Annotated in this window: 21 protein-coding genes, 2 tRNA genes, 1 rRNA gene and 1 other RNA gene; 10 read left to right on the plus strand and 15 right to left on the minus strand. The window is 55.7% G+C overall.

Annotated elements, in window-relative coordinates; genetic code table 11:
- Positions 1 to 17: 17 nt before the first annotated feature.
- The 3 genes from DUD43_RS14775 to DUD43_RS14785 all read right to left on the minus strand — a co-directional run bounded on the left by DUD43_RS14775 (position 18) and on the right by DUD43_RS14785 (position 1,811).
- Positions 18 to 93, minus strand: a tRNA-Ala gene (locus DUD43_RS14775).
- 11 nt (positions 94 to 104) lie between these two features.
- Positions 105 to 181: transfer RNA gene (locus DUD43_RS14780), tRNA-Ile, on the minus strand.
- 93 nt (positions 182 to 274) lie between these two features.
- Positions 275 to 1,811 (minus strand): 16S ribosomal RNA (locus DUD43_RS14785).
- A 1,781-nt stretch (positions 1,812 to 3,592) separates the two neighbouring features.
- Between DUD43_RS14785 and DUD43_RS14790 the strand changes: the two genes are divergently transcribed.
- The 4 genes from DUD43_RS14790 (at position 3,593) to DUD43_RS14800 (ending at position 7,078) form a co-directional block, all read left to right on the plus strand.
- A complete protein-coding gene (locus tag DUD43_RS14790; protein ID WP_153230869.1) occupies positions 3,593 to 4,558 on the plus strand; it encodes a sulfurtransferase in 966 nt (321 codons plus the stop codon).
- 11 nt (positions 4,559 to 4,569) lie between these two features.
- On the plus strand, positions 4,570 to 5,676 hold the full coding sequence (locus DUD43_RS14795; RefSeq protein ID WP_153230870.1) for a YeeE/YedE family protein: 1,107 nt from the start codon (positions 4,570 to 4,572) through the stop codon (positions 5,674 to 5,676).
- Between the two features lie 11 nt (positions 5,677 to 5,687).
- Positions 5,688 to 5,852: a hypothetical protein gene (locus tag DUD43_RS19135; protein WP_009454924.1), complete on the plus strand. Its 165-nt coding sequence runs from the start codon at positions 5,688 to 5,690 to the stop codon at positions 5,850 to 5,852.
- Positions 5,853 to 6,097: 245 nt separating this feature from the next.
- Complete coding sequence (locus tag DUD43_RS14800) at positions 6,098 to 7,078, plus strand: hypothetical protein (protein ID WP_153230871.1); 981 nt, start codon at positions 6,098 to 6,100, stop codon at positions 7,076 to 7,078.
- Here the strand turns inward: DUD43_RS14800 and msrA are convergent.
- Entirely contained in the window at positions 7,075 to 7,605 is a 531-nt protein-coding gene (gene msrA / locus DUD43_RS14805; RefSeq protein ID WP_153230872.1) for a peptide-methionine (S)-S-oxide reductase MsrA, read from the minus strand. The two genes, DUD43_RS14800 and msrA, sit on opposite strands and share 4 nt — an antisense overlap.
- On the minus strand, positions 7,602 to 7,970 hold the full coding sequence (locus DUD43_RS14810; RefSeq protein ID WP_228125812.1) for a c-type cytochrome: 369 nt from the start codon (positions 7,968 to 7,970) through the stop codon (positions 7,602 to 7,604). Before DUD43_RS14810 ends, msrA begins: the two co-directional genes overlap by 4 nt.
- A gap of 84 nt (positions 7,971 to 8,054) precedes the next feature.
- On the opposite strand from DUD43_RS14810, the gene lgt reads away from it, so the two are divergent.
- Positions 8,055 to 8,852, plus strand: coding sequence for a prolipoprotein diacylglyceryl transferase (gene lgt / locus DUD43_RS14815; protein WP_153230873.1), 798 nt, complete (start codon positions 8,055 to 8,057; stop codon positions 8,850 to 8,852).
- Between the two features lie 54 nt (positions 8,853 to 8,906).
- Here lgt and ssrS read toward each other — a convergent pair.
- From ssrS to DUD43_RS14830, 3 genes are all read right to left on the minus strand, one after another.
- Positions 8,907 to 9,090, minus strand: a non-coding RNA gene (ssrS, locus tag DUD43_RS14820) — 6S RNA.
- 52 nt (positions 9,091 to 9,142) lie between these two features.
- On the minus strand, positions 9,143 to 9,454 hold the full coding sequence (locus DUD43_RS14825; protein WP_153230874.1) for a cell division protein ZapA: 312 nt from the start codon (positions 9,452 to 9,454) through the stop codon (positions 9,143 to 9,145).
- Between the two features lie 3 nt (positions 9,455 to 9,457).
- Complete coding sequence (locus DUD43_RS14830) at positions 9,458 to 9,862, minus strand: hypothetical protein (protein WP_153230875.1); 405 nt, start codon at positions 9,860 to 9,862, stop codon at positions 9,458 to 9,460.
- Positions 9,863 to 10,202: 340 nt separating this feature from the next.
- On the opposite strand from DUD43_RS14830, the gene DUD43_RS14835 reads away from it, so the two are divergent.
- Positions 10,203 to 10,661, plus strand: coding sequence for a tripartite tricarboxylate transporter TctB family protein (locus DUD43_RS14835; protein WP_153230876.1), 459 nt, complete (start codon positions 10,203 to 10,205; stop codon positions 10,659 to 10,661).
- A gap of 17 nt (positions 10,662 to 10,678) precedes the next feature.
- Positions 10,679 to 12,184 (plus strand): tripartite tricarboxylate transporter permease, encoded by a 1,506-nt coding sequence (locus DUD43_RS14840; RefSeq protein WP_153230877.1) that lies wholly within the window; start codon positions 10,679 to 10,681, stop codon positions 12,182 to 12,184.
- Between the two features lie 190 nt (positions 12,185 to 12,374).
- Here DUD43_RS14840 and DUD43_RS14845 read toward each other — a convergent pair whose 3' ends face one another.
- From DUD43_RS14845 to DUD43_RS14860, 4 genes are all read right to left on the minus strand, one after another.
- Positions 12,375 to 13,409 (minus strand): NAD(P)/FAD-dependent oxidoreductase, encoded by a 1,035-nt coding sequence (locus DUD43_RS14845; protein WP_153230878.1) that lies wholly within the window; start codon positions 13,407 to 13,409, stop codon positions 12,375 to 12,377.
- Positions 13,410 to 13,564: 155 nt separating this feature from the next.
- Positions 13,565 to 15,250 carry an ABC transporter permease gene (locus DUD43_RS14850; protein WP_153230879.1) on the minus strand — a complete coding sequence of 562 codons (1,686 nt, stop codon included), beginning with the start codon at positions 15,248 to 15,250 and terminating at the stop codon, positions 13,565 to 13,567.
- Positions 15,251 to 15,262: 12 nt separating this feature from the next.
- On the minus strand, positions 15,263 to 16,348 hold the full coding sequence (locus DUD43_RS14855) for an ABC transporter ATP-binding protein (protein ID WP_153230880.1): 1,086 nt from the start codon (positions 16,346 to 16,348) through the stop codon (positions 15,263 to 15,265).
- An 83-nt stretch (positions 16,349 to 16,431) separates the two neighbouring features.
- The gene (locus DUD43_RS14860; protein WP_153230881.1) at positions 16,432 to 17,469 is read right to left on the minus strand and encodes an ABC transporter substrate-binding protein; all 1,038 of its coding nucleotides are present in this window, start codon (positions 17,467 to 17,469) and stop codon (positions 16,432 to 16,434) included.
- A 224-nt stretch (positions 17,470 to 17,693) separates the two neighbouring features.
- Between DUD43_RS14860 and DUD43_RS14865 the strand changes: the two genes are divergently transcribed.
- Positions 17,694 to 18,617, plus strand: coding sequence for an NAD(P)-dependent oxidoreductase (locus DUD43_RS14865; RefSeq protein ID WP_153230882.1), 924 nt, complete (start codon positions 17,694 to 17,696; stop codon positions 18,615 to 18,617).
- Between the two features lies 1 nt (position 18,618).
- Here the strand turns inward: DUD43_RS14865 and DUD43_RS14870 are convergent, their stop codons facing one another.
- Genes DUD43_RS14870 through DUD43_RS14880 form a run of 3 tightly spaced genes read right to left on the minus strand, consistent with a single transcriptional unit; the run spans position 18,619 to position 21,372 of the window.
- Positions 18,619 to 20,142, minus strand: coding sequence for a sensor histidine kinase (locus DUD43_RS14870; RefSeq protein WP_153230883.1), 1,524 nt, complete (start codon positions 20,140 to 20,142; stop codon positions 18,619 to 18,621).
- Positions 20,139 to 20,825 (minus strand): response regulator, encoded by a 687-nt coding sequence (locus DUD43_RS14875; RefSeq protein WP_153230884.1) that lies wholly within the window; start codon positions 20,823 to 20,825, stop codon positions 20,139 to 20,141. Before DUD43_RS14875 ends, DUD43_RS14870 begins: the two co-directional genes overlap by 4 nt.
- Positions 20,806 to 21,372 (minus strand): RNA pyrophosphohydrolase, encoded by a 567-nt coding sequence (locus DUD43_RS14880; protein WP_009454891.1) that lies wholly within the window; start codon positions 21,370 to 21,372, stop codon positions 20,806 to 20,808. Before DUD43_RS14880 ends, DUD43_RS14875 begins: the two co-directional genes overlap by 20 nt.
- Positions 21,373 to 21,436: 64 nt before the next feature.
- Between DUD43_RS14880 and DUD43_RS14885 the strand changes: the two genes are divergently transcribed.
- Together DUD43_RS14885 and ybgC are read left to right on the plus strand one after the other, a co-directional pair.
- Positions 21,437 to 23,173, plus strand: coding sequence for a proline--tRNA ligase (locus DUD43_RS14885; protein ID WP_153230885.1), 1,737 nt, complete (start codon positions 21,437 to 21,439; stop codon positions 23,171 to 23,173).
- A gap of 66 nt (positions 23,174 to 23,239) precedes the next feature.
- Positions 23,240 to 23,665 (plus strand): tol-pal system-associated acyl-CoA thioesterase, encoded by a 426-nt coding sequence (ybgC, locus tag DUD43_RS14890; protein WP_035273401.1) that lies wholly within the window; start codon positions 23,240 to 23,242, stop codon positions 23,663 to 23,665.
- The last annotated feature ends 1 nt before the right edge of the window (position 23,666 follow it).

Genomic DNA, 23,666 nt, shown 5'->3' on the forward strand with positions numbered 1-23,666 from the left:
ACCAACCACAAAAGCGGTGGTGGAGGATGACGGGATCGAACCGACGACCCCCTGCTTGCAAAGCAGGTGCTCTCCCAGCTGAGCTAATCCCCCGAGGTAATCGTTGGTGGGTCAAGTTGGAATCGAACCAACGACCCCCGCCTTATCAAGACGGTGCTCTAACCGACTGAGCTACTGACCCATCTATCACCAGTGGGCGATACCTTCAATGGTCATGACATTAACTAACAGCCAATAAGTGTGGACGCTTTCGCTTTGCGAGCCATTCGCTCTAAAAGGAGGTGATCCAGCCGCACCTTCCGATACGGCTACCTTGTTACGACTTCACCCCAGTCATGAATCCCACCGTGGTAAGCGCCCTCCTTACGGTTAGGCTACCTACTTCTGGTGAAACCCACTCCCATGGTGTGACGGGCGGTGTGTACAAGACCCGGGAACGTATTCACCGCGACATTCTGATCCGCGATTACTAGCGATTCCGACTTCACGCAGTCGAGTTGCAGACTGCGATCCGGACTACGATCGGGTTTCTGAGATTGGCTCCCCCTCGCGGGTTGGCGACCCTCTGTCCCGACCATTGTATGACGTGTGAAGCCCTACCCATAAGGGCCATGAGGACTTGACGTCATCCCCACCTTCCTCCGGTTTGTCACCGGCAGTCTCATTAGAGTGCTCTTGCGTAGCAACTAATGACAAGGGTTGCGCTCGTTGCGGGACTTAACCCAACATCTCACGACACGAGCTGACGACAGCCATGCAGCACCTGTGTTCCGGTTCTCTTGCGAGCACGGCCAAATCTCTTCGGCTTTCCAGACATGTCAAGGGTAGGTAAGGTTTTTCGCGTTGCATCGAATTAATCCACATCATCCACCGCTTGTGCGGGTCCCCGTCAATTCCTTTGAGTTTTAATCTTGCGACCGTACTCCCCAGGCGGTCAACTTCACGCGTTAGCTGCGCTACTAAGGCCTAACGGCCCCAACAGCTAGTTGACATCGTTTAGGGCGTGGACTACCAGGGTATCTAATCCTGTTTGCTCCCCACGCTTTCGTGTCTGAGCGTCAGTATTATCCCAGGGGGCTGCCTTCGCCATCGGTATTCCTCCACATATCTACGCATTTCACTGCTACACGTGGAATTCTACCCCCCTCTGACATACTCTAGCTCGGCAGTTAAAAATGCAGTTCCAAGGTTGAGCCCTGGGATTTCACATCTTTCTTTCCGAACCGCCTACACACGCTTTACGCCCAGTAATTCCGATTAACGCTTGCACCCTACGTATTACCGCGGCTGCTGGCACGTAGTTAGCCGGTGCTTATTCTGCAGATACCGTCAGCAGTACCTCGTATTAGGAGATACCTTTTCTTCTCTGCCAAAAGTACTTTACAACCCGAAGGCCTTCATCATACACGCGGGATGGCTGGATCAGGGTTTCCCCCATTGTCCAAAATTCCCCACTGCTGCCTCCCGTAGGAGTCTGGGCCGTGTCTCAGTCCCAGTGTGGCTGGTCGTCCTCTCAAACCAGCTACGGATCGTTGCCTTGGTGAGCCTTTACCCCACCAACTAGCTAATCCGATATCGGCCGCTCCAATAGTGAGAGGTCTTGCGATCCCCCCCTTTCCCCCGTAGGGCGTATGCGGTATTAGCCACTCTTTCGAGTAGTTATCCCCCGCTACTGGGCACGTTCCGATATATTACTCACCCGTCCGCCACTCGCCACCAAGAGAGCAAGCTCTCTCGTGCTGCCGTTCGACTTGCATGTGTAAAGCATCCCGCTAGCGTTCAATCTGAGCCAGGATCAAACTCTTCAGTTTAATCTCTGTGGTTGTCCCGTCTTGCGACGAGACCGATTGTGTCTCAAAGAAAAATTCAGAGTTACACAAGGTAATTCTTCATCTTTCGTTTGTGAGCACTTGATACAAACTTGTGGCGATCCCCGAAGGGTTCGACTCGCTCATTCCAAGCGCCCACACTTATCGGCTGTTAATTGTTAAAGAGCAATGACAGTTGCCTGTCGTTCTACTGACTAACCCGGCTGGCTCGTCGCGCTTGGCGCTTCGTGCCTTGCTGTGTTAGCAGCAGAGAAACGAGATTATGAAGCAGATCAGGCAGTGTGTCAAGCGTTTTTTTTGAAGAAGTTAGAAAGTTTTAAAACTGTCTAACTCGTCCCGCTTAAACCAGAACTTTCGTTCCGAACTACCTGATGAACAATCAACCGTGAGGCTAACCATCCAACTTCACAAACAAGGGTAAATTTTCAAATCCGTTTCAACCTTCGAAACCGCTTAAAAACTTAACGTTGCGTTCTCTGGAGCAGAACCTAGAACTTTAACACAGAATTTTCTGATTTGTCAAGCTCCGGGTTTTACGCCGTGTCAGTTACCTGACTCAGTCATTCAAGCTTCGGTGCGGGCCTCTTGGCCAAGGCGGTGAAACTTGTCTAACTGCTCTCCGTAGCGCTTCAGGGAAAACCCTGTGTGTGCTGCAGCGAGAAAAGAACTATAGCACGATGATTTTCAGACTTGCAAGCCTTCTTTGCCATTTTTCTTGGTATTTCAGGAGAGAAAACTCCGTAAAACGACCTAGCATATTGATAACTATGAATAATAACTATAAAAATAATTTTTGGATTAACTTCGGATTTTTTGCCCTGATAGCAGGCCAGCCTGCCCTCAGACCCAAATCCTGGGCTAAGCAGCTATTTTCCTCGTGAAAAATCGTCAGATATTCCTCTGTCACTCAGCATTCTTCCTCTCTATATAGAGGGAAGGCGAGAACCCTCCCCAAAATAGTCACCAGTCCTTGTGTTTGCTTGCTTGCTTGCTTGCTTGCTTGCTTGCTGAAGAAGCAGGGAAATAGTGAAAAAGAAAAATGGAGAGATGGAGGACCAACAAAGGAACGCCAGTACGAACACTGCATCAGCCCTTCGCTCCAATCAACAGCGTCTCTATATAGATAGAGAGTTAAGTAGCCTCCAAGATCGAACACTATGCAGGGCTGCTAGCCACTCGGGGCCCCGGGACAGGGGGTTGGGGCGAGTCAGACGACTTGCCGCAGTCGGAGTCACCATCGGGGATGCAAGCAGTCTGCTGTTTGAGCCCAGCGTTTGTGATTGGTCCGGGGGACCAATCACTGGGCGAGTTCAGACTGCGCCCCGATGGTGACTTCGACAAAGGGACCGGCGCAACGCGCCGGCAAGTCGTCCGCCCCAACCCCCTGTCCCGGGGCTTCGAGTGGCGACCTACATAGAGCGGCTGGAGCAATGAACGCCTCTCTCTATATATAGAGGAGCCATTCATCATTGCGACTCTGCTCTCTCTATATAGATACGCTCACTCTATATAGAGACCAAAGACACCCTTACCTGATAGAGACACGCAGCTAGAGACACACAGCCAGAGCGGCACAAGCTCACCCACCGCAGAGCCACAAACAAAGCCCCTCCTATCTACTCTATATAGATAGCCCCCTCCCCTTACGCCCCACAGAAATAAGCTAATCCCCAATTCATTGTTATTTTCTGTAGCCACGTTCATTACCATTCCTTATGCACTTAATCCTCTAAGCAGGCCCCTGCTTACTCAAGCGAGTAATAATGATCAAACCTATCCTCATCTCCTTGGCATTTGCATTCAGCTCGGTCCTGGCACCGACTGTCTCCGCAGAACCAAGCGCACCCGAAACGGCCGCCAAACCCGCCGCCCTGATCTCGGCCGCCGACCTGGCCAGCCAACTGGATCAAACCAATCTGCGCATTCTGGATATCCGCAGCGACAAAGAATACGAAGCAGGCCACGTACCCGGCGCCGTTCACACCCCCTATGGTGCCTACCGTGGTCCAGCCGAAAACGCCGGTGCCCTGCGCTCCGAAGCCGACCTGTCTGCCCTGTTCAGCAAAGCCGGCATTTCCAAAGACAGCTACGTTGTCGTGACCTACGCGGGCGCCAACCCCACAGACTTCGGTGCAGCGGCACGCGTGTACTGGACACTGAAAGCAGGCGGCCTGACACAACTATCCATTCTGGACGGTGGCCTGCAAGCCTGGGAAGCCGAAGGCAAACCCTTGAGCAAAGACGCCCCCACAGTCACCCCCACCGAATTCAGCTACCACTACAACAAAGACATGGTGGTCAGCACACAAGAAGTAGCTGACTACATCAAGAACGGCCAAGCCCCCGTCCTGCTGGACGCACGCCCAACAGAATTCTTCAAAGGCGAAAAGCGCGTTGACGCCGCCGCCCGCTACGGCACCTTGCCCGGCGCACGCGAACTGGACTTCAACAGCTTCTTTCGTAGCGATAAGCCAGTCCTGAAAGACACGGGCGAACTCGTCAAGATCGTCAAAGAACAAGGCCTGGACGACAAGCCTACCGTTTCGTTCTGCAATACCGGCCACTGGGCTGCCACGAACTGGTTTGTCCTGTCCGAACTGGCAGGCAACCCCAATGTGAAGCTCTACCCCGAGTCCGTCGTGGAATGGAGCCGCAGCAACTTGCCTATGGATAACCAGCCCTCCCGTTTCGAAGTTCTGAAACTCGATGCCAAGCGCGCCATTAACTAAAGAAATCGATCATGCTTTATCTGACTAGACTGGGCTTTATCCTGGCCAGCCTCGCCCTGATTGTTGGGGTCGCCCTGGTAGGTGGACTGCGCCAAGGCCTGCTCGCCCTGTTGGGGATTGGCTTTGGTGCCGTGCTGCAAGGAGCCCGTTTCGGTTTCACAACCGGCTGGCGCAACTATATCGAGCGTCGTGACCCTCAAGGTATCTGGGCACAAATGCTCCTGCTGGTACTGGCCGCCGCTTTCACCCTGCCCTTGATCGCTGATAGCGGTGGCGAGCTGGTCGGTGCAATTGCCCCCTTGACCATCAGCCTGGTGCTGGGTGCCTTCCTGTTTGGCGCTGCCATGCAACTGGCCGACGGTTGCGGCTCCGGAACCTTATATAAAGCAGGCGCTGGCGCACCGATATCCTTTGCGGTTCTGCCTACCTTTGCGATTGGCAGCTTTCTGGGCGCCTCGCACCAACCCGGCTGGATTGCCTTGGGTGGCTTGCCCGCTATCGATCTGACTGTTTCCCTGGGCTGGCCCACCGCCTTGCTGATTACCGTACTGGGCTGCGCCGCCGTATCCTGGTTCGTCGGCCGAGGCGCACGTCGCCATCAGAAAGAGCACAACAGCGCACCCGCCAAATGGGAAATGCGCTGGTGGATGGGTGCCTTGTTGCTGGCCGTGCTCTACGCCATTCACATGATCGTTGCAGGCCAACCCTGGGGCATCGTCTACGGTATTGGCCTGTGGGGTGCAAAAGTATTCTCGGCTCTGGGCTGGTCCCCGGTTGGCGACGCATTCTGGGGCGTGGCTCCACACGCACAACGTCTGGCTGAACCCGTCCTGGCTGACGTTACCTCGGTCACCAACTTTGGTTTGATTCTGGGAGCCATGGCCGCCTCGCGCTGGAACCATCCTGCCAATTTCAAATCGCCCAATGCTCGCACTTTGTGGGTAGGCGCGATTGCGGGTCTGGTCATGGGCTACAGTGCCCGTATGGCCTTCGGATGTAATGTGGGCGCATTCCTGGGAGGCATTGCCTCGGCCAGCATACATGGCTGGGTCTGGTTTGCACTGGCCTTTGCCGGGTCCATCATAGGCGTGCGCATTCGTCGCCGCGTTAATCCTTGAGTCGCGCCACCATGAGCAAAACTACTTTCCGCCTTATTACCAGTACCTTCTGGCTGGTTGTTGTCTTGTTAGTTGTCATGGACAGTCTGCAAGATTATCCCTACCGTCCTGAGCCCGCCCCCATTGCCTGGGGTAGCGGACAAGCCGCCAGCGGCGGTCACTGCTCGGGTCGATAAGCCCCCCGACTGCCAGGCCTGAAACGCCCCTGATTTAAAAAACTTTGGCAGCGACTTCTGGCTGCTGCACCAGGTTTTGAGATCAGGGGCTTTTTTGTGGGCAATATAAACTCACCGCCCCCCCGTAGGAGTAAAGGGCAAGAACATTCAGCCCCCTGCTCTTCAGTTGGACAGGAGCCACAGCACAGCAAAACTGTCGGCTTGCCGTGCTAGCATCAGTCAAATTTTTCATCGCTCCCGCTGTCATGCTGAACTTCCTACGCACCACGCTGATCCGCAGCCTGCGCATGTTCTATACCGTTGCACGCATCATGCTCCCCATCATGATTGCGGTGCGTATTGCCGCGCAGTTGGGCTTGATCGAGCAAGTCGGCAAACTGATAGGTCCAGTCATGGCATTGGTCGGCTTGCCTGCCGAAGCCGGTATTGTCTGGGCAACTACCGCCCTGGCTGGTATTTACGCTGGTATAGGATCAATGGCCGCCTTGGGCGACAGCTTGAGCTTCAACGTGGCACAAATCAGCGTCTTGGGCACCATGATGCTGTTTGCGCACAATATGCCCATGGAACAGGCAATTGTGCGTCGGGCCGGAGCCAGCTTCTGGTTTACCGCCGCGCTACGAATTGTCTGCGCCCTGCTTTACGGCGGTCTGCTGGCCTGGGGCTTGAACAGTGCTGGGCTGTTGCAGGAACCTGTGTCGCTTACCTGGCTTTACGGACAATCCAATGCCACGCAAGGTGGCTGGCAAGGCTGGGTAGACTGGCTCTGGGGAACGGCCAGCTCGCTATTCATGACCTGGCTGATTATTCTTGGCCTGCTTTTGATCCTGTCAGTCCTGGATAAAATCGGCTTCACCCGTTTGCTGACCCGACTTCTGCTTCCCCTTCTGCGCTTTTCAGGGCTGGAAGAGCGAGTCGCTCCCACCACCACGATTGGCGTGTTGCTGGGCTTGAGCTACGGCGGTGCCTTGATTATTGATGAGTCCCGTCAGCAAAACTACAGTCCCAGAACACGCCTGCTGGCCTTGTCCTGGCTGTCTTTAAGCCATTCCCTGATTGAAGACACCATTCTTATTCTGGCTCTGGGTGCCAACATCTGGGTGGCCCTGGTCGGCCGACTTGTTCTGACCTTGCTGATTATTGGCCTGATGGCCCGTCTGACTTTACCAGGTAGCGCCCTGTACAGACGCTACCTTGCTTCTGCCTCGCACCCTCAGGATGCTTAGCTTTTGACCAGCAAATCCTGAAAACGCTGGTAGAACTTCTTGAGCTTGGGCGCAATCACCATCTGGCAATAGGCTTGCTCGGGGTGCAATGCAAAGTAGTCGTGGTGATAGTCCTCGGCTTCCCAGAATGTGGAGCTATCGAGCACATGCGTCACGATAGGTGCATCAAACTGCAGTTTGATTTCTTCGATGACCTCAAAGGCCTGACGGCGCTGTTCGTCGTTCTGACAGAAAATAGCCGACGCATACTGCGGCCCCTGGTCAGCGCCCTGACGATCCGGCGTGGTAGGGTCGTGGGTCAGGAAAAACACCTCCAGCAAATCCCGATAGGAAATGACGGAAGGGTCGAATTCCACTTTGACCACTTCAATATGGCCGGTCTGCTTGCCGCAAACCTGCTCATAGGTGGGATGCTCTACATGGCCGCCGCAATATCCGGGCACCACAGACTGCACACCTTGCAAGGCTTTGAAAATCCCTTCAGTGCACCAAAAACATCCGCCACCCAATATGGCTGTTTCCTTCATGAATTCTCCTTCGTTGACGAATTGGCTAGACTCAGCAACCAGGCTGCAATAGCTTGTGCTTGCTCGGCGCTGATCCGGTTTTGAGCGGGCATGGGAATGGCTCCCCAGTTCCCCCGGCTACCCTGTTGAATTTGTCGCTGCAAATACGCCTGGGTTTCCTGCGCCGGACCTGGCGCGTAGCGTTGGGCGATCTCCTGGAAAGGAGGCCCGACCCGTTTACGATCAATCTGATGACAAGACAAGCACTGCGCCTGCACGATATCCATCAGCGCTACCGTATCAGCCTTTGCCGCCGGATTAAAGACCATCAATCCACAAAAAACTACTAATGGTAAACGGCTGGCCCAAGAGACTGAATGCAGCATGATCCTTCCCTTACAATTTACCCAGCCCTGGTCTGGGCTCGCAGTCACGCTATTATCTGATATTCATCTCTGTAATGGGCACGCATGTTAATTCACCCGCAGTTTGATCCCGTCGCCATACAACTTGGACCCCTTGCCATTCATTGGTATGGCTTGATGTATTTAGTGGGCTTTGGCCTGGTTTGGCTGGCTGGCACGGCGCGTATCCGTGCGGGCTATGCCTTGCTGACTCGCAAAGACCTGGAAGACCTGATCTTTTACTGCGTCCTGGGCGTGGTGGCGGGCGGGCGTCTGGGTTATACCCTGTTCTATCAACCCTCTTATTACCTGTCGCACCCGCTGGAGATTCTGTATGTCTGGCAAGGCGGCATGTCCTTTCATGGCGGCCTGATCGGCGTGCTGGTGACAATCGCGCTGTTTGCTCGAAACCGTCAACGGCGCTTTCTGGAAGTCAGTGATTTTCTGGCTCCCTTGATTCCATTGGGGCTGGCCGTGGGCCGTCTGGGTAACTTCATCAACGGCGAGCTGTGGGGTCGCCCCAGTGATGTGCCCTGGGCCATGGTGTTCCCGCAAGTGGATGCAACGCCCCGCCACCCTTCGCAGTTGTATGAGATGGCCCTGGAAGGCATCGCCTTGTTTATCCTGCTGTGGTGGTTTACGCGCCGCCCTCGTGCCGTGGGTCAGACCAGTGCCCTGTTTCTGATCGGCTATGGTTTCTTCCGCTTCATGGTGGAATACACCCGCGAACCTGATGGCTACCTGGGTTTGCTGAGCGCAGGCTTGTCGATGGGACAGTGGTTGTCCTTGCCCATGATTGTGGCCGGACTGGCTTTGTTTGCTTATGCCAGCAAGCGGGGTGTGACGCCCGGCAGTCAGGGATAAGAAGATCTGCAGAAAAGAAAAAAGCCCGTCCAGATCTGGACGGGCTTTTTTTGTAGGTGCCCCACCATTGCCGTCAAGACCGGCATCCTGGAACCGAGGGTCCAAGATCGGCTGTCATCAAGCCAGCTTCGGGTTCGTCGACGAGGACGATCGCTCCTACTGGCTAATCCAACAACCTGTATGCCAAAAGCATTGGTTCAAGGAATGTATGGTCGTGTCACGAACACGGCAGGGACTTACTGGGATGAAGCAACCCGCGAGGGACAACAAGGGGCTGCTTTCAAATTTTTTTAGCGCGCAGTACCCGAAGGTTCGATGACATCGTCAATCATTGCGTGCATGTCCTCAATTTTACGCTTGAAATCGCCAAAAGCAACATTAGCCAGAGGACCATCAGGTGCTTTAGCAGATAAAAACTCGCTGGCGATCTGAATGGCGGCCATAACGGCGATACGTTCGTTACCCGAGACGCGGCCCGAACCCTTGATAGACTGCATGCGCTGGTCTACCAGTTTGACAGCTTCAAGCAAGCGTGCTTTTTCGGAAGGAGGGCATGCCAGAGAGTAATCGCGGCCCAACAGGGAAATATCGACTCGTTCCATGACTTACTCCTGTACGGCACCGGGTAAACGCATCAGGATCGAACCGATCTGGTCGCGAGCCTGTCCTGCTACATCACGCAACACACCCATGCCGGCGCGTGCACTGTCCAACTCGCGACGCAAGGCAACAATCTGGGCCTGTTCCTGTTCGAGCAGCTTTTTCAGTTCAGCCTGATCGGCTTGCGCTTGTTGCTGCACCACATCCAGTTGACGCTGATGCGAAGCAACTCCGGTGGACAGAGACTCGAACTCGTCCTGTTGACGTCGATTTTGCTGGCGCAAGGCGTCCAGCTCGGCATCCTGAGTTTTCAGACGAGCTAATAATTGAGCGCGTTCAGCGTTGAGCTGACGAGATTGCTCTACCAGTTGACCGATGCGGTCAGCGAGAAAGTCGAGATCTTGCAACATGGGCCTTATCGTAAACCATTGCTAGCGTTACTGGGTAGAGGAATTTCATACTAATGATAACCTTTCACCCATCTTTCCATTACCTTTCAAACTTCTTTCAAAGCCTGCCATCCCCCGGCGAACACGCTCCCAAAAAACCCTAAATTTCCGGAATTACCGGGAAAACCCTTAAAAACTAGGGTCATCTCAGGGTTTCCAGTCTTCAAGTGCTCCATTACCATGCGTCACCTCTGCTCAATGCAGTCGGCACAAGCAGAGTGTGGAGTTCGCTCCACCATAAAGAAGCTGACACAGGAAAAAGGAAAACCAATGCGCAAGGCAGACAAGGAGAATCCACCTTATGCAAATTAAAAATAAACAGGACTTCTGGTCCGGGGTCATGTTCGTGGTCGTGGGCGCCGCTTTCGCGCTCGGGGCTACCAGCTACTCGATGGGAACAGCCGCCCGCATGGGACCCGGCTACTTCCCCTTCTGGCTTGGTGTATGCCTGAGCTTGTTAGGGGCGGTTGTCACTTTGGGCTCGATGTCTGCCAAAGCAGAAAACACCGAGGTAGAGAAGTTTAACTGGAAAGTGCTCTTCGTTATCATCGGTGCAGTCGTGCTTTGCGGTCTGACACTGAACTCGCTGGGTGTTTACATCTCCATTTTCCTGCTTGTACTGATCAGCAGCTTTGCCAGCCATGAATTCAGCTGGCCTGTTGCACTGGGCGCAGCCGCCTTTCTGGTGCTGTTCGTCTGGTTGGCATTCATCAAGGGCCTGGGGCTGGTATTCCCCTTGTGGCCAAGTTTTCTGGCCTGATTAGGGGGTGAACAGATATGGAATTATTTGACAATCTGATGCTGGGTTTCTCCGTGGCGATCACGCCCGAGAACCTGGCCTACGCTTTGCTCGGTTGCATACTGGGCACCTTGATTGGTGTGTTGCCTGGCATTGGCCCTGTGCCAACCATTGCCATGCTGCTGCCTATTACTTATGTGCTGCCGCCCGTAGCTGGTCTGATCATGCTGGCCGGTATTTACTATGGTGCTCAATATGGTGGGTCCACAACGGCCATTCTGGTCGCCCTGCCGGGAGAAACCTCGGCGGTGGTAACGGTGCTGGACGGACACCAGATGGCACGTAATGGTCGGGCCGGTGCTGCCTTGGCCATCGCCGCCCTGGGTTCTTTCTTCGCCGGTTGTGTGGCCACGGTGTTGCTGGCCGCATTTGCGCCGCCCCTGGCTGAAGTCGCCTTCAAGTTCGGGCCGGCAGAGTATTTCTCATTAATGGTCTTGGGCCTGGTCGGTGCTGTGGTGCTGGCTTCGGGTTCCCTGCCTAAGGCCATCTGCATGATCTTGCTGGGTCTGCTGCTGGGTATGGTCGGTACAGACGTGAACTCCGGCGTAGCCCGCTACGACTTTGGTATTCCAGAGCTGCAAGACGGTATCGACTTTGCCGTGGTGGCCATGGGTGTGTTCGGTTTCTCCGAAATCATGAACAACCTGGAGCTGGGCGACCAGCGCGTTGAGATCACGGGCAAGGTAGGTAGCCTGTACCCCAACAAGCAGGAATTCAAAGAGTCCTGGCCTGCTGTGGTCCGTGGTACTGCCATGGGTTCTTGCCTGGGTATCCTGCCCGGTGGTGGTGCGGTTCTGTCCTCCTTTGCCTCCTACACGCTGGAGAAGAAAATCTCCCGCAATCCCGAACGCTTTGGTAAAGGCCACCCCGCTGGCTTGGCAGGTCCCGAGTCTGCGAATAACGCAGCTGCTCAGACCTCCTTCATCCCGCTGCTGACACTGGGTATTCCTGGTAACGCCGTGACCGCTCTGATGATTGGTGCGATGACCATCCACAACATTCAGCCCGGCCCACAAGTGATGACCAGTCACCCCGAGCTGTTCTGGGGCCTGATCGCCTCGATGTGGATTGGTAACCTGATGCTGGTGATTCTGAACCTGCCGCTGGTTGGTCTGTGGGTGAAGCTGCTGAAAGTACCTTACCGTCTGCTGTTCCCCGCCATTCTGGTGTTCTGCACGGTCGGTGTGTACTCGCTGAACTACAACGTGTTTGATATTTTGGTCACCGCCGCCTTTGGTTTCGTCGGCTACGTGTGGTCCAAGCTGCGTTGTGAAGGTGCTCCACTGTTGCTGGGTCTGGTTCTGGGACCCATGATGGAAGAAAACTTCCGTCGTGCCCTGCTGCTGTCCCGCGGTGACTACACCACCTTCCTGACTCGTCCGCTGTCCTTGTCACTGCTGGTGCTGGCCGCCTTCCTGGTTGTGGTTGTGGCCCTGCCTTCGGTGAAGAAAAAACGCGATGAAACTTTCGTGGAAGAGGACTAAGGCACAGCCAGTCCTCTGGTTTGAAAGCCCCCCCTGAAAGGGAGCATTCAAAACGGTGCAGTAAACAAGAAGGCCTGATTTCGTCTCTCCACGAAATCAGGCCTTTTGTTTTGTCGCCTGGTTTTGCTGCCTGGGTTCAAGACCGCTCAATCCTTGAAAGGCAGAACAGGGCTGCTGCCAAGAGCAAACATCAAGCAGCCAGCACCGCCTGCGTACACTGCCTTCCCAGCAAGGGAGCCAGAATGACACCGGGATGGGCTATGGCTGCGAACAAACCATCCAACGTTCCGATAGGCCCACACAAAGGTTGCTTATTGAGAGTCATGGGGCGCTGCCCGACCTCTAAAGACACAACGCGCGGGACAGAGGGCAATTGCAGCAACTGAGCAATGGACTGACAGGTTTGCTCTGCCAGGCTCTGCAAACCCGCCTCGCCTTCCAGGGGATAGTCCAACGCCGACATCAAGCCTCGTTCCTTGCCCGGTCGTAACTCCAGGTCCTGAGCACAGAGTAAATGTCGGACCAGGCTTCTATCAGCATCAAGGCGCAGCAATACGGCGGGCTGCTGCTCGATAGGCAACACCACTCCTGCACTGGCCGCCAAAGCCAAGGCGCCATAAGCATTGGCCAGCACCACCTTGTCGGCATGGATGGCTTGCCCTTGCAGCTCTACGCCGGTCACTCGCCCTCCTGTCGACAGCACTCGCTGAACAGTACCGGACAGAACCGTGGCTCCACCCGCTTGGGCAGCCTGAATAAAGCAGCGGGCCAGATCTACCGGCTCCAAGGCAAAATCATCCGGCGCCCACATTGCCAAATCCGGTACCGCCACCAGCGAGGGTTCTTTTTGGCGCACTTGTGCGGCCGACACGCTTTCAATCCTGGAACCTGCTGCCAAATGCTCTTCAATCAAGGCAACTGTCTCCTCCTTCGTCGCTCCCCAGGACAAGGCTCCACGCACTGTCACGGGTAATGCCCCCAAGGTCTGTTCCAGACGTTTGAACTCCTCCAGCGCATGCAGGCGCAAGGCAAAGGCATCAGGGTCATCTGAAGGCGTGCTGGCGCTGGCCCCTACCCATCCAAAAGAAGCCGCAGTTGCGCCAGGCGTACTGCCAGGACCTTGATCGATCAAGGTCACAGCGGCACCCGCTTGAGTCAGATGCCAGGCAACCGACGCCCCCATCACGCCGCCACCGACAACCAGCACTTTGCATTTATGCGTCATAGCTTTCTACGAATTAGGAAAACAAAAAGCAGTCTGCTCATGATGTGAGCACACAAGCGAACAGCCTGAATGGCGACAAGATACGATCTGCCCACGGCAAAAACAACAAAGGCCTGAATCCCTTGCGGAATTCAGGCCTTTGAAATCAGCCCAACTTACATCGTGCCTTGACGGCGCTTGTAGAAGTTGCCGATATACATGGCCAGCAGCACCAGCACGGTAGAGATCAGAATCATGATGATCCCCAGCGCCGAGAGCTTGCCCCACAAACCATCTTCGGCATAGCCCAGCACCTGTACCGCCAGCACTTCCGTACCGGGACGGGACAGCACCACCGACACCGTCAACTCACGAATGAACATGGTTGCCATCAAGATCCAGGCAGACACCACACCGGGAATCAGCAAAGGAATAATGATGCGGCGCATGGTGGTCCAGGAACTGGCCCCGGCTACCGACGAGGACTCTTCCAGGTGAGCGTGGACCTGCACAAAAGCGGCCGACAAAGGTCGGATACCGTAAGGCAGGTAAGCAGCGATATAGGCCAGCAGCAAGGCAGTCAGCGTGGCATACAAAGGCGTTTGCACAAAGAACCACATAAAGCCGATACCGATCACAATCCCCGGAAAGGAGAAGGACAGGAAGCTCAAGGTATCCAGCAGCGCCGCCGCCCGTGTTCGCAGCTTGACCACAACATAGGCCACAAACAGGGACAGCAATACACCCAGACTGGCTCCGACCACCGCCAGGAACAGACTGTTCTTCATGGCCACTTTGGAGATCGGGTCTTGAATGACATCTATCCAGTTCGCCCAGCTCATCAGGGAGAAAGCACGCGCACTAGGCACCATGGAGTACGGAATCATGGAGGTGTAGAGCAGCACAGCCACCGGCAGCACCACCATCAACAAGCTGATAATGCCCACGATGATGAACAGCGGGATTTTCGCGCGACGCAGTTCCAGCTGGGTGGGTTTGAAACCACGGCTGGAGATCGTCACGTACTTGCTGCTTTCTGCCGTCATGTAGCGGTACAGCACAATCAGGGCAATGGAGGCCGACAGCACACTCATGCCCAGCGCCGCCGCTTTTCCGTAATCCGGCGCGAAGCCGGTTGAGATCATCTCGAACAGATACGTGGCCAGCACATCCACACGACCCGGCGTACCCAGAACTCGGGGTACGGCGTAAGAGGCCAAGGCCCGCACAATCGCCAGAATGAACGCCGCCATGATGGCTGGACGCAGAATCGGCAGGGTTACCCGCGTCAAGGTACGCCACAGACCGCCCCCGAATACACGGGAGGACTCTTCCATGGAAACGTCAAACGAGGCCATGGCAGGCGCAATGATCAGATAGGCCACGGGCATGTTCAACAAGCCCTCGACCAGAATCATGCCCCACAGGGAATAAATATTCAGCGGCGCTTCCTGCAGACCCAAGGTGTCCTGCAAGAACATATTGATCAGGCCGTTGGACGGGTTCAGCAGCAGTGCCCAGCTAACCGAGAACAGCAAGTGCGGAATCATCATGGGAACGATGGACAGCACTGTGAACACCCCTTTCATGGGCATGTTCGTACGCGTATTCAGGTAGGCCAGGAAAACCGCCAGCGCGGTAGAGAACAGGGACGAGCCCAGCACGAAAACCACCGTATTGAAGGTAACTTCCAGCAAGAAGGGATCGGTGTAAGCGGCTACATATTTAGCCGTGGTGAAGGAGCCAAAAGCCGTCAGGCCCTGCGAGAAGCTGCCCAGCAACAACATCAGGACCGGGCACAGCGTCAGAAAGCCGACAATCAGAATAAGCGACCAGCTAAGTGGCCTGCGAGTTTGATTCATGATGCCCCGCCCTTATGCCGACAACAGCATGCAGTGTTCAGGGTGCAGGTTAAAGCGTACGGTATCGCCCTCTTTCACCTTCACGTCCGGATCAATACACACCAGGAGCTGCTCTTTACCCACTGTGACCTCGGCCTCGTAGGACTCACCCACGAACTCCAGGGCCTGGACTTGGCCGTGGAACAGGTTCTGGCCCACTTCACTGGCCTGGCTGCTGACACGAATAAACTCCGGACGAATGCACAAGGTGACCTCGGCGCCCACGGGCAGGTCGCGCTTCTTGCAATGCAGTTGGCCCAGCTCGCATTCCACAATGGTGGAATCCACACGCTGCTCCAGCACTTTGGCGTTGATCTGGTTGGCACGACCAATAAAGTCCGCCACAAAGCGGTGATCAGCATCAAAGTAAATTTTTTCAGGCGTACCAATTTCCAGAATCTTGCCACCGCGCATCACAGCGATGGAGTTGGACAAGGCCAGTGCCTCGACGCGGTCGTGCGTCACGTATACAGCAGTAATGTCCAGACGGCTCAGGAACTCACGCAATTCTTTACGAGTTTCTTCGCGCAGCTTGGCGTCCAGGTTACTGAGCGGCTCATCGAACAGAATGACTTTAGGCTCGGCCACCAGGGCTCGTGCCAGCGCCACACGCTGTTGCTGACCACCGGACAGACGCGTTGCGGAACGCTGATCCACCCCTTCCAGCTGCACAAACTTCAGGATGTTCGCAACTTTTTCACGAATCACCTCTTTGCGCTCGCCACGCACTTGCAACGGGTAAGCGATATTGTCGAACACCGTCATGTGCGGCCAGATAGCGTAGGTCTGGAACACCATGCCCAGGCCGCGCTTTTCCACCGGCACAGCAATATTCTTGGCGCTGGACCAGACGATCTCGTCCCCAATGCGGATTTCACCCTCGTCTGGGGTTTCCAGACCAACAATGCACCGCAGCAGCGTGGTTTTGCCGCAGCCGCTGGGTCCTAACAGTGTGAAAAACTCATTAGCGGGAATCGTCAGGTTGATATTGTCCAAAGCTTTGAAGGTTTTGCCCTCTGAGACATAGGTCTTGCTTAGGCCGGTAATTTCAATTTGCATAATGAGTAAATGTTTTCAATAAAAATGAGGCGAGGCGCCAAGGCGCCCCGTTCTAGACGAATCTGTCGTTTTCGTCGTCCCGATTAACGGACGGCGAAGATACGGCTGAATTCGCGGCCCCAACGGACCAGTTCTTCATCGCTCAGGTCGCGAATAGGCTCGACCTTGGCTTTTTCGATCCCTGCTACCGGAGGATGTACCCCTGGAGCCAGGACGTATTCGCCAACCTTGTTGGCCAGAATGCCCATGGCTTCATTGCCCAGCCAGTAATCCAGGAACACGCGGGCAGCATCAGGATGCGGCGCATTCTTGGTCAGGGCGATGGCACGTGGAGAGCCCAGCAAAGGCTGATCCGACATGGGGCCCCAGGCCAATGGCGCAGGCGACTTGGTCACGATGTACTTGGGCATGGAAATGGCAATCAACTTCTCGCCACTTTCAATAGGAGCCGGGGTTGGGCCAAACGAGGCCACAAACATGGGCTTGTTGGCAGCCAGGCCTTTCAGGAAGTCCAGCCACTGCTCTTCACTGCTAAAGACCTTTTCCTTCAAACCAATCAGCCAGCCAATGGTGGATGGGTGGTTGGAAGGGTTGGCCATCACAATCTTGTCTTTCCACTTGGGATCGGCCAGATCTTCGTAGCGTTGTGGAGCATCCTCGGCCTTGAGGTGGTCCGTATTATAGATATAAGACACATATTCGATGCCAAATTGAATAATCGAATCGTCTTGAACGGCCCACTCGGGGTAGCCCTGCACGGCTTCGGACTGATGAGGAATCAGCACGCCCTGCTCTTTGAGCAGTTGCAACATGGGCAGGGGAGCCTGAACCACGTCCGCCATCAACTTGCCAGCGTTGAACTCGGTCAGGATGGTGGGGATGAACTTGGAGCTGGAAATACGGGTGTATTTGCCTTCAATGCCTTGTGCTTGTTGCAGGGCCTTCATGATGGGCTCTACGGCCGTGATGTTGGCGTAGAAAACAGCCTGGCCTTGAGCCTTTGCTTTTTCCAGTACGGCAGCGTCTGCCGCCCACGCCGCCCATGGCAAAGAGGTACTCATAGACGCCAGTCCGGTGGCACCTGCCAGCTTCAAGAAACGACGACGGTCAAAAGTAGTCATAAGGTTCACGTTCCAGTTAATTAGCTAGGAAATTATGTGGGCCCATCATAATCCAGACAGGCGACTTCCATTTATTACAGATCTATGTGTGGTTTAGAACATGAGGGGCCTGACGCCGTCAAGCCTCAAACGCTTTGCCGCTTATTCGCGCAGGCGAAGATCAAGGCGGAAAAGCTGCGCTAAGCTGTACGACCGAACCGATTATTTTCAAGGAGACCCGCGCCATGAGCTCATCCATTCAGCCTAAACACTATGAACCCGGCAGCCCGCAAAAAGTGGCGTTCATTGGTCTGGGGGTGATGGGTTACCCCATGGCGGGGCATCTGGCCCAGGCAGGTCATCACGTGACGGTGTACAACCGCAATCCGGCCAAGGCAGAACAATGGAGCGCGGAATTCAAACAGGAATGGGCTGCTACACCGGCCCTGGCTGCCGCACAGGCTGACATCGTGATGGCCTGTGTAGGCAATGATGATGACTTGCGCTCTATTTTTTTGGGACCGGACGGTGCGCTGGCCGGCATGAAGGCAGGCAGCCTGTTTATCGACCACACCACTGCCTCTGCCGAAGTGGCCCAGGAACTGGGCGCATTGGCGGCCAAGCAGCAAGTCGCATTTATCGACGCCCCGATTTCCGGCGGACAGGCGGGTGCCCAGAAAGGCATGCTCAGCATTATGTGTGGTGGGCAAGCAGAAGATATGGAGCGCGCCCGCCCCCTGATGATGAACTACGCCCAGGCCTGCACTTTGATGGGGCCCTTGGGATCAGGGCAACTGTGCAAGATGGTGAACCAGATTGCCGTGGTCGGTCTTTTGCAGGGTTTGGCCGAAGCCATGGCTTTTGGTGAACGCGCCGGACTGGATATGGAGCAGGCCCTGTCTGTATTGACCAAGGGCGCGGCGCGCAGCTGGCAAATGGAAACTAAAGGCCCCACGATGCTGGCCAGAGACTTTCAGCCCGGCTTTACCGTGAACTGGATGCTGAAGGACCTGAATTTGGTACAGCAGGAGGCTCAGCGCAACGGTGCCCAGCTACCGGCGACCCGCTTGATTCAGGAGCAGTTTGCGAAGATTGCCGAACAGGGCCACCGGGATTGGGACATTTCTACCCTATTCAATCTGCTGGCCCGCCCAAGCGACGCGGCTTAGTTTACGTGCTGGCTGGTTTAGGGGCTTCGGGTTGCAGCAAAGGCAAACGTAGCGTCGCCTTCAAGCCGTAGCCGCCCATATCGTTGGGCTCGCCATCGGTCAGCACAATCGTGCCGCCATTGCGCTCGGCGTAAGCCAGAGCAATGGCCAAGCCCAGCCCGGAGCCTGAGCCCCGTCCGCCCTTGCGTGCCGGGCCGCCCCGATCAAAACGCACAAACACGCTTTCACGCAAGCTGGCGGCCAAGCCCATGCCGTTGTCCGTCACGCTGATCCAGGCCAGCTTGTCGTCGTGTCCGGCAGAAACTGTAATTGCACTGCCACTACCAGCGTGATTGATGGCGTTGTGAATCAGGTTGGAAACGGATTCATGAATCTCGGCATCGCTGGCGTAAACCCAAAGAGGTGCTTGCTCGCCCTCTTCACCCGGCCCGATCCAGCCCAGGTCCTGACGATGCTCCCGCGCCAAGGGCAGGTATTGCAGCACGACCTCACGCCCCAGGCTGGCCAGATCCACCTGGCCCTGGCTCATGGTGGTGGTATGGCTGGCGTGCGCCAAAGCCAACAACTGCTCGGTCAGGCGAGTTGCCTGCCCCAATTGCTTGATGATCGCCCCCAGGGATTCACGGACGCGCTCAATATCCGGCTCACGGCGCGCGTACTGGGCTTGGGTATGAATAATCGCCAAAGGAGTACGTAATTGATGCGAGGCGTCGGCCAGAAACTGAGCCTGCCGATCCAGCACGGAACGGTACAGCTCAATATGGTGATTGACCGAACGCACCAATGGCACCACCTCGCGCGGTACATCGCGCTCGTCCAAAGGCTGCAAATCGTCCACGCTGCGGTTACGCACTTCCTGTCGCAAGGCCTGCAAGGGACGCAACGCCCACGCTACGGCAAACCAGACCAGCGCCACAGCCAGCAGCAACATGCGCAAATTACGGAAAATGCCTTCGCGCCAGGCTTCTTGCTGGGTACGCAGGCGCAAGTCCAGGCTTTCGCCCACCATGACCAGAACCTGCCTGTGCTGGCCTTTGTAGTGCAGGTCGCGCCACAAGGCCACCATGCGTACGGTGTCATTGCGGAAATAAGAGTCGTAGAAAACCGGCACGCCTTCATGGTCGGCCAGATTGGAGGGGCGCGGCAGCCCTTCCATCCCCAACAAGGTACGCCCTTTTAATTGATTGGCATCAGCACCGCCCAGGTTACGGACCAAAGGGGTGACTTCCTCGACACGGAAATACTTGCGATTGCCCGGTCGGGATTCCAGCATGACCTGCGCGTAGAAAGGCGGATCAATGCGCAAACTGCCGTCGGCATTGAACTCCACGCTGGTCTCCAGCACTTTGGCCGGTTCCAGCAAGGCGCTGTCGTAGACATTTTCCGTGACCGCATTCATGGCCAGGTAGTCTTCCCAGCTGTCGTACAGCAGTAAAGCCACCACCCCCGGTATCAGCAGTACCAGCAGCCAAAAGCGCAAACTGCCTTGCCAGGCATTGGCGGGGGGTGGAGAAGAGGCCGTCATGAAACGCCGGATTCCGCCTCAAGCACTTCCAGCATGTAGCCCAGGCCACGCACCGTCACGATGTGTACATCGCTATTGGCCAGTTTCTTGCGCAGGCGGTGCAGGACAACCTCGATGGCATCGGGGCTGGCGTCGCTATCATGCTCGAACACGCGAGCAAACAATTGGGACTTTTCGACAGGCATGCCGGAACGGCTGATCAGAACAAGCAAGGCCGCATGTTCACGCGGCGTCAAATGCACAATGGCATTGTCCAGCAGGAATGCCCGGCTTTCTGGGTTGTATTCCAGCGAGCCACAGCTGACCACAGGAGCCACACGGCCACGGCTACGCCGCACCAGGGCCGCCAGACGCGCTTCCAGCTCTTCCAGGGCAAAGGGTTTGGTCAGGAAATCGTCGGCACCCAGATTCAGACCACGAACGCGATCCTGCAAGGCACCTTGAGCGGTCAGAATCAGCACGGGAGTGTGATCGCCGCGTTCGCGCATCTCGCGCAAAAGCACCAGCCCGTGCTTGTCGGGCAGGCGCAAATCCATGACGACCGCATCATACTCATGAGCCGCCAACAACACTTCTGCTGTACGAGCATCGTGAGCGGGATCGGGCAAAAAACCACTTTGCGCCAAAGCCCGCTCTAGCCATGCGGCCATTTCCCGCTCGTCTTCAACCAATAATATGCGCATGATCCCTGCTATCTAAGGTATCGGCATCAACTGCGCTTTGGAGGCGCTGACGTAAATAACGATTTTCCTGACGCCGTCGGAACAAAATATCCGACAGCTCGTTCAGCGCTTGCTGATAGACTTCCCGCTTGAACTCAATCACTGAATCAAGTGGCACCCAATATTGACTCCAACGCCATGCATCAAACTCCGGCGTCGAGGAAGAACGCAGGCAGACATCACTGTCTCGCCCGACCAGCCGCAACAGGAACCAGATTTGTTTCTGGCCCTTGTAATGGCCACGCGCCTCCCGACGTACAAAATGATTGGGCACGTTGTAGCGAAGCCAATCTCGCGTCCGGCCTAATATACGGATATGCTCAGGCAGCAAGCCCACTTCTTCGTGCAGTTCGCGGTACATCGCCTGTACGGGTGTTTCACCGTATTTGATACCGCCTTGCGGGAACTGCCAGGCATGTTCCCGAATACGCTTGCCCCAAAAAACCTCGTTCTTGCGATTAACGAGGATAATTCCGACATTAGGACGGTAGCCTTCACGATCTAACATAGGCCACCTCTAACGAATTCAATACAATTAGATCTGATTATACGTACCTGACGAGTTCCCTACCATGCATGCTAGCCAGTATCACATTAATACCCTGAAAGAAGCGCCTACCGAGGCCGAAGTTGCCAGCCACCAGCTCATGACGCGTGCCGGCATGATCCGTAAAGCGGCCGGCGGTATCTATACCTATATGCCTATGGGTTTGCGCGTGCTGCGCAAGATTGAAAACATCATCCGTCAGGAAATGGACCGCTCCGGCGCCATTGAACTGCTGATGCCGGTGGTCCAGCCTGCCGAACTCTGGGTAGAGTCGGGCCGTTGGGAAAAATATGGCGACGAACTGCTGCGAATCAAGGACCGCCACCAGCGCGACTTCGTCCTGCAGCCCACGTCCGAAGAAGTGATTACGGACATCGCCCGCAACGAAATCCACAGCTGGCGCCAGCTGCCCATCAACTTCTACCACATTCAAACCAAGTTCCGTGACGAGCGTCGTCCCCGCTTTGGCTTGATGCGTGGCCGCGAATTCACCATGAAGGATGCCTATTCCTTCGACCGCAACGCCGAAGACGCCCAGGCCAGCTACGACAATATGTATGACGCCTACATGCGCATCTTTGGTCGTCTGGGCCTGAACTTCCGTGCCGTGGCTGCCGATACCGGCTCCATTGGCGGTACGCGCAGCCATGAATTCCAGGTGATTGCCGATACCGGCGAAGACTTGCTGGTTTACAACCCCGACACCGACTACGCCGCCAATATCGAGCTGGCTCCAGCTCCTTGCCTGCTGGCCGAGCGTGCCGCTCCTGGCCAGGCCCTGGTCAAGACAGCGACGCCTGACGCGCCCAAGTGCGAGCTGGTTGCCCAGCAACTGGGCCTGGACCTGACTGCCACCGTGAAATCCGTGGTGCTGGCTACTGACCTTGAAGAAGACGGAAAAACCACCAGCACGGTCTACCTGCTGCTGGTTCGTGGTGACCATGAAGTCAACGACATCAAGGTTTCCAAGCTGGCCGGCTTTGAAAAAGGCCACCGTCTGGCCACTGAAGAGGAAATTCTGGCCGTCTTTGGCTGCAAGCCCGGCTATCTGGGCCCGATCGGCACACGTCAGCCTGTACAAGTAATTGCCGACCTGACCGTGGCCAACATGAGCGACTTTGTCTGTGGCGCCAACGAAGAAGGCTTCCACTACACCGGCGTGAACTGGGGCCGCGACCTGCCCGAACCCATCAAGGCGGACCTGCGCAACGTGGTTCACGGCGACCCAGCCCCTGAAGGCGGCAAGCTGGCCATCCAGCGCGGCATTGAAGTGGGCCACGTTTTCTTCCTGGGCGATGTCTACTCCAAGAAGCTGAACGCCACCTTTTTGGAAACTGATGGTAAACCTGCTGTCATGCAAATGGGTTGTTATGGCATTGGTGTCAGCCGTATTGCAGCCGCTGCCATCGAGCAAAACCACGACGAACGCGGCATGATCTGGCCTCGCGCCCTGGCTCCTTTTGAAGTCGTGATCTGCCCGATCGGCTTTACCAAGAGCGATGCTGTGCGTCAGACTGCTACTGATCTGTACACCCAACTCAAGGAGCAAGGTGTGGATGTCATTCTGGACGACCGCGACGCCCGCCCCGGCATCATGTTTGCCGACTGGGAGCTGATTGGTGTGCCACTGCGCATTACCATCGGTGAGCGCGGCCTGAAAGAAGGCATGGTTGAAATGCAGGCACGCCGTGATGCCAGCAGCACCAACGTGCCAGTGGAACAGATTGCCCAGGTCAGCCTGGAGCGTCTGGCTACGCTGTAAGGACTCCAAGCAGGGCTGGCCGTGGGCCATGCCCTGCCCGTCAACATAAACTCTTTTACGAACGACATGCTTAATGACAAGTGGGACACCCAGGCTCGGCTTGATATTCGCGTATATTACGAGGACACCGACGCTGGGGGGATCGTATATTACGCCAACTACCTGAAATTCTTTGAGCGTGCGCGCACAGAATGGCTCAGGAACTTGGGCGTAAACCAATCCGATGTGGCCGAGCAGAATCAACGCCTGTTCGTAGTCAAGAAGGTTGAAATACAATATCTCAAACCTGCCCGGCTCGATGATTTGATCTCGGTGCGCAGCCGCATTACCCAGCTGGGTTCGGCTACCATCCATTTCGAACAAGGTGCCCTGCGAGGTGAGGAACTGTTATGCCAAAGCACCATCCAAATTGTTTGCGTTGACGCCAACACGCTTCGTCCAAGCAAGCTGGACTCTGATTTACGTACCCTCTTGGAAAAGGTTCAGGACTGAC

It is taken from the genome of Alcaligenes faecalis (assembly GCF_009497775.1).
Taxonomy (GTDB): Bacteria; Pseudomonadota; Gammaproteobacteria; order Burkholderiales; family Burkholderiaceae_B; genus Alcaligenes; species Alcaligenes faecalis_D.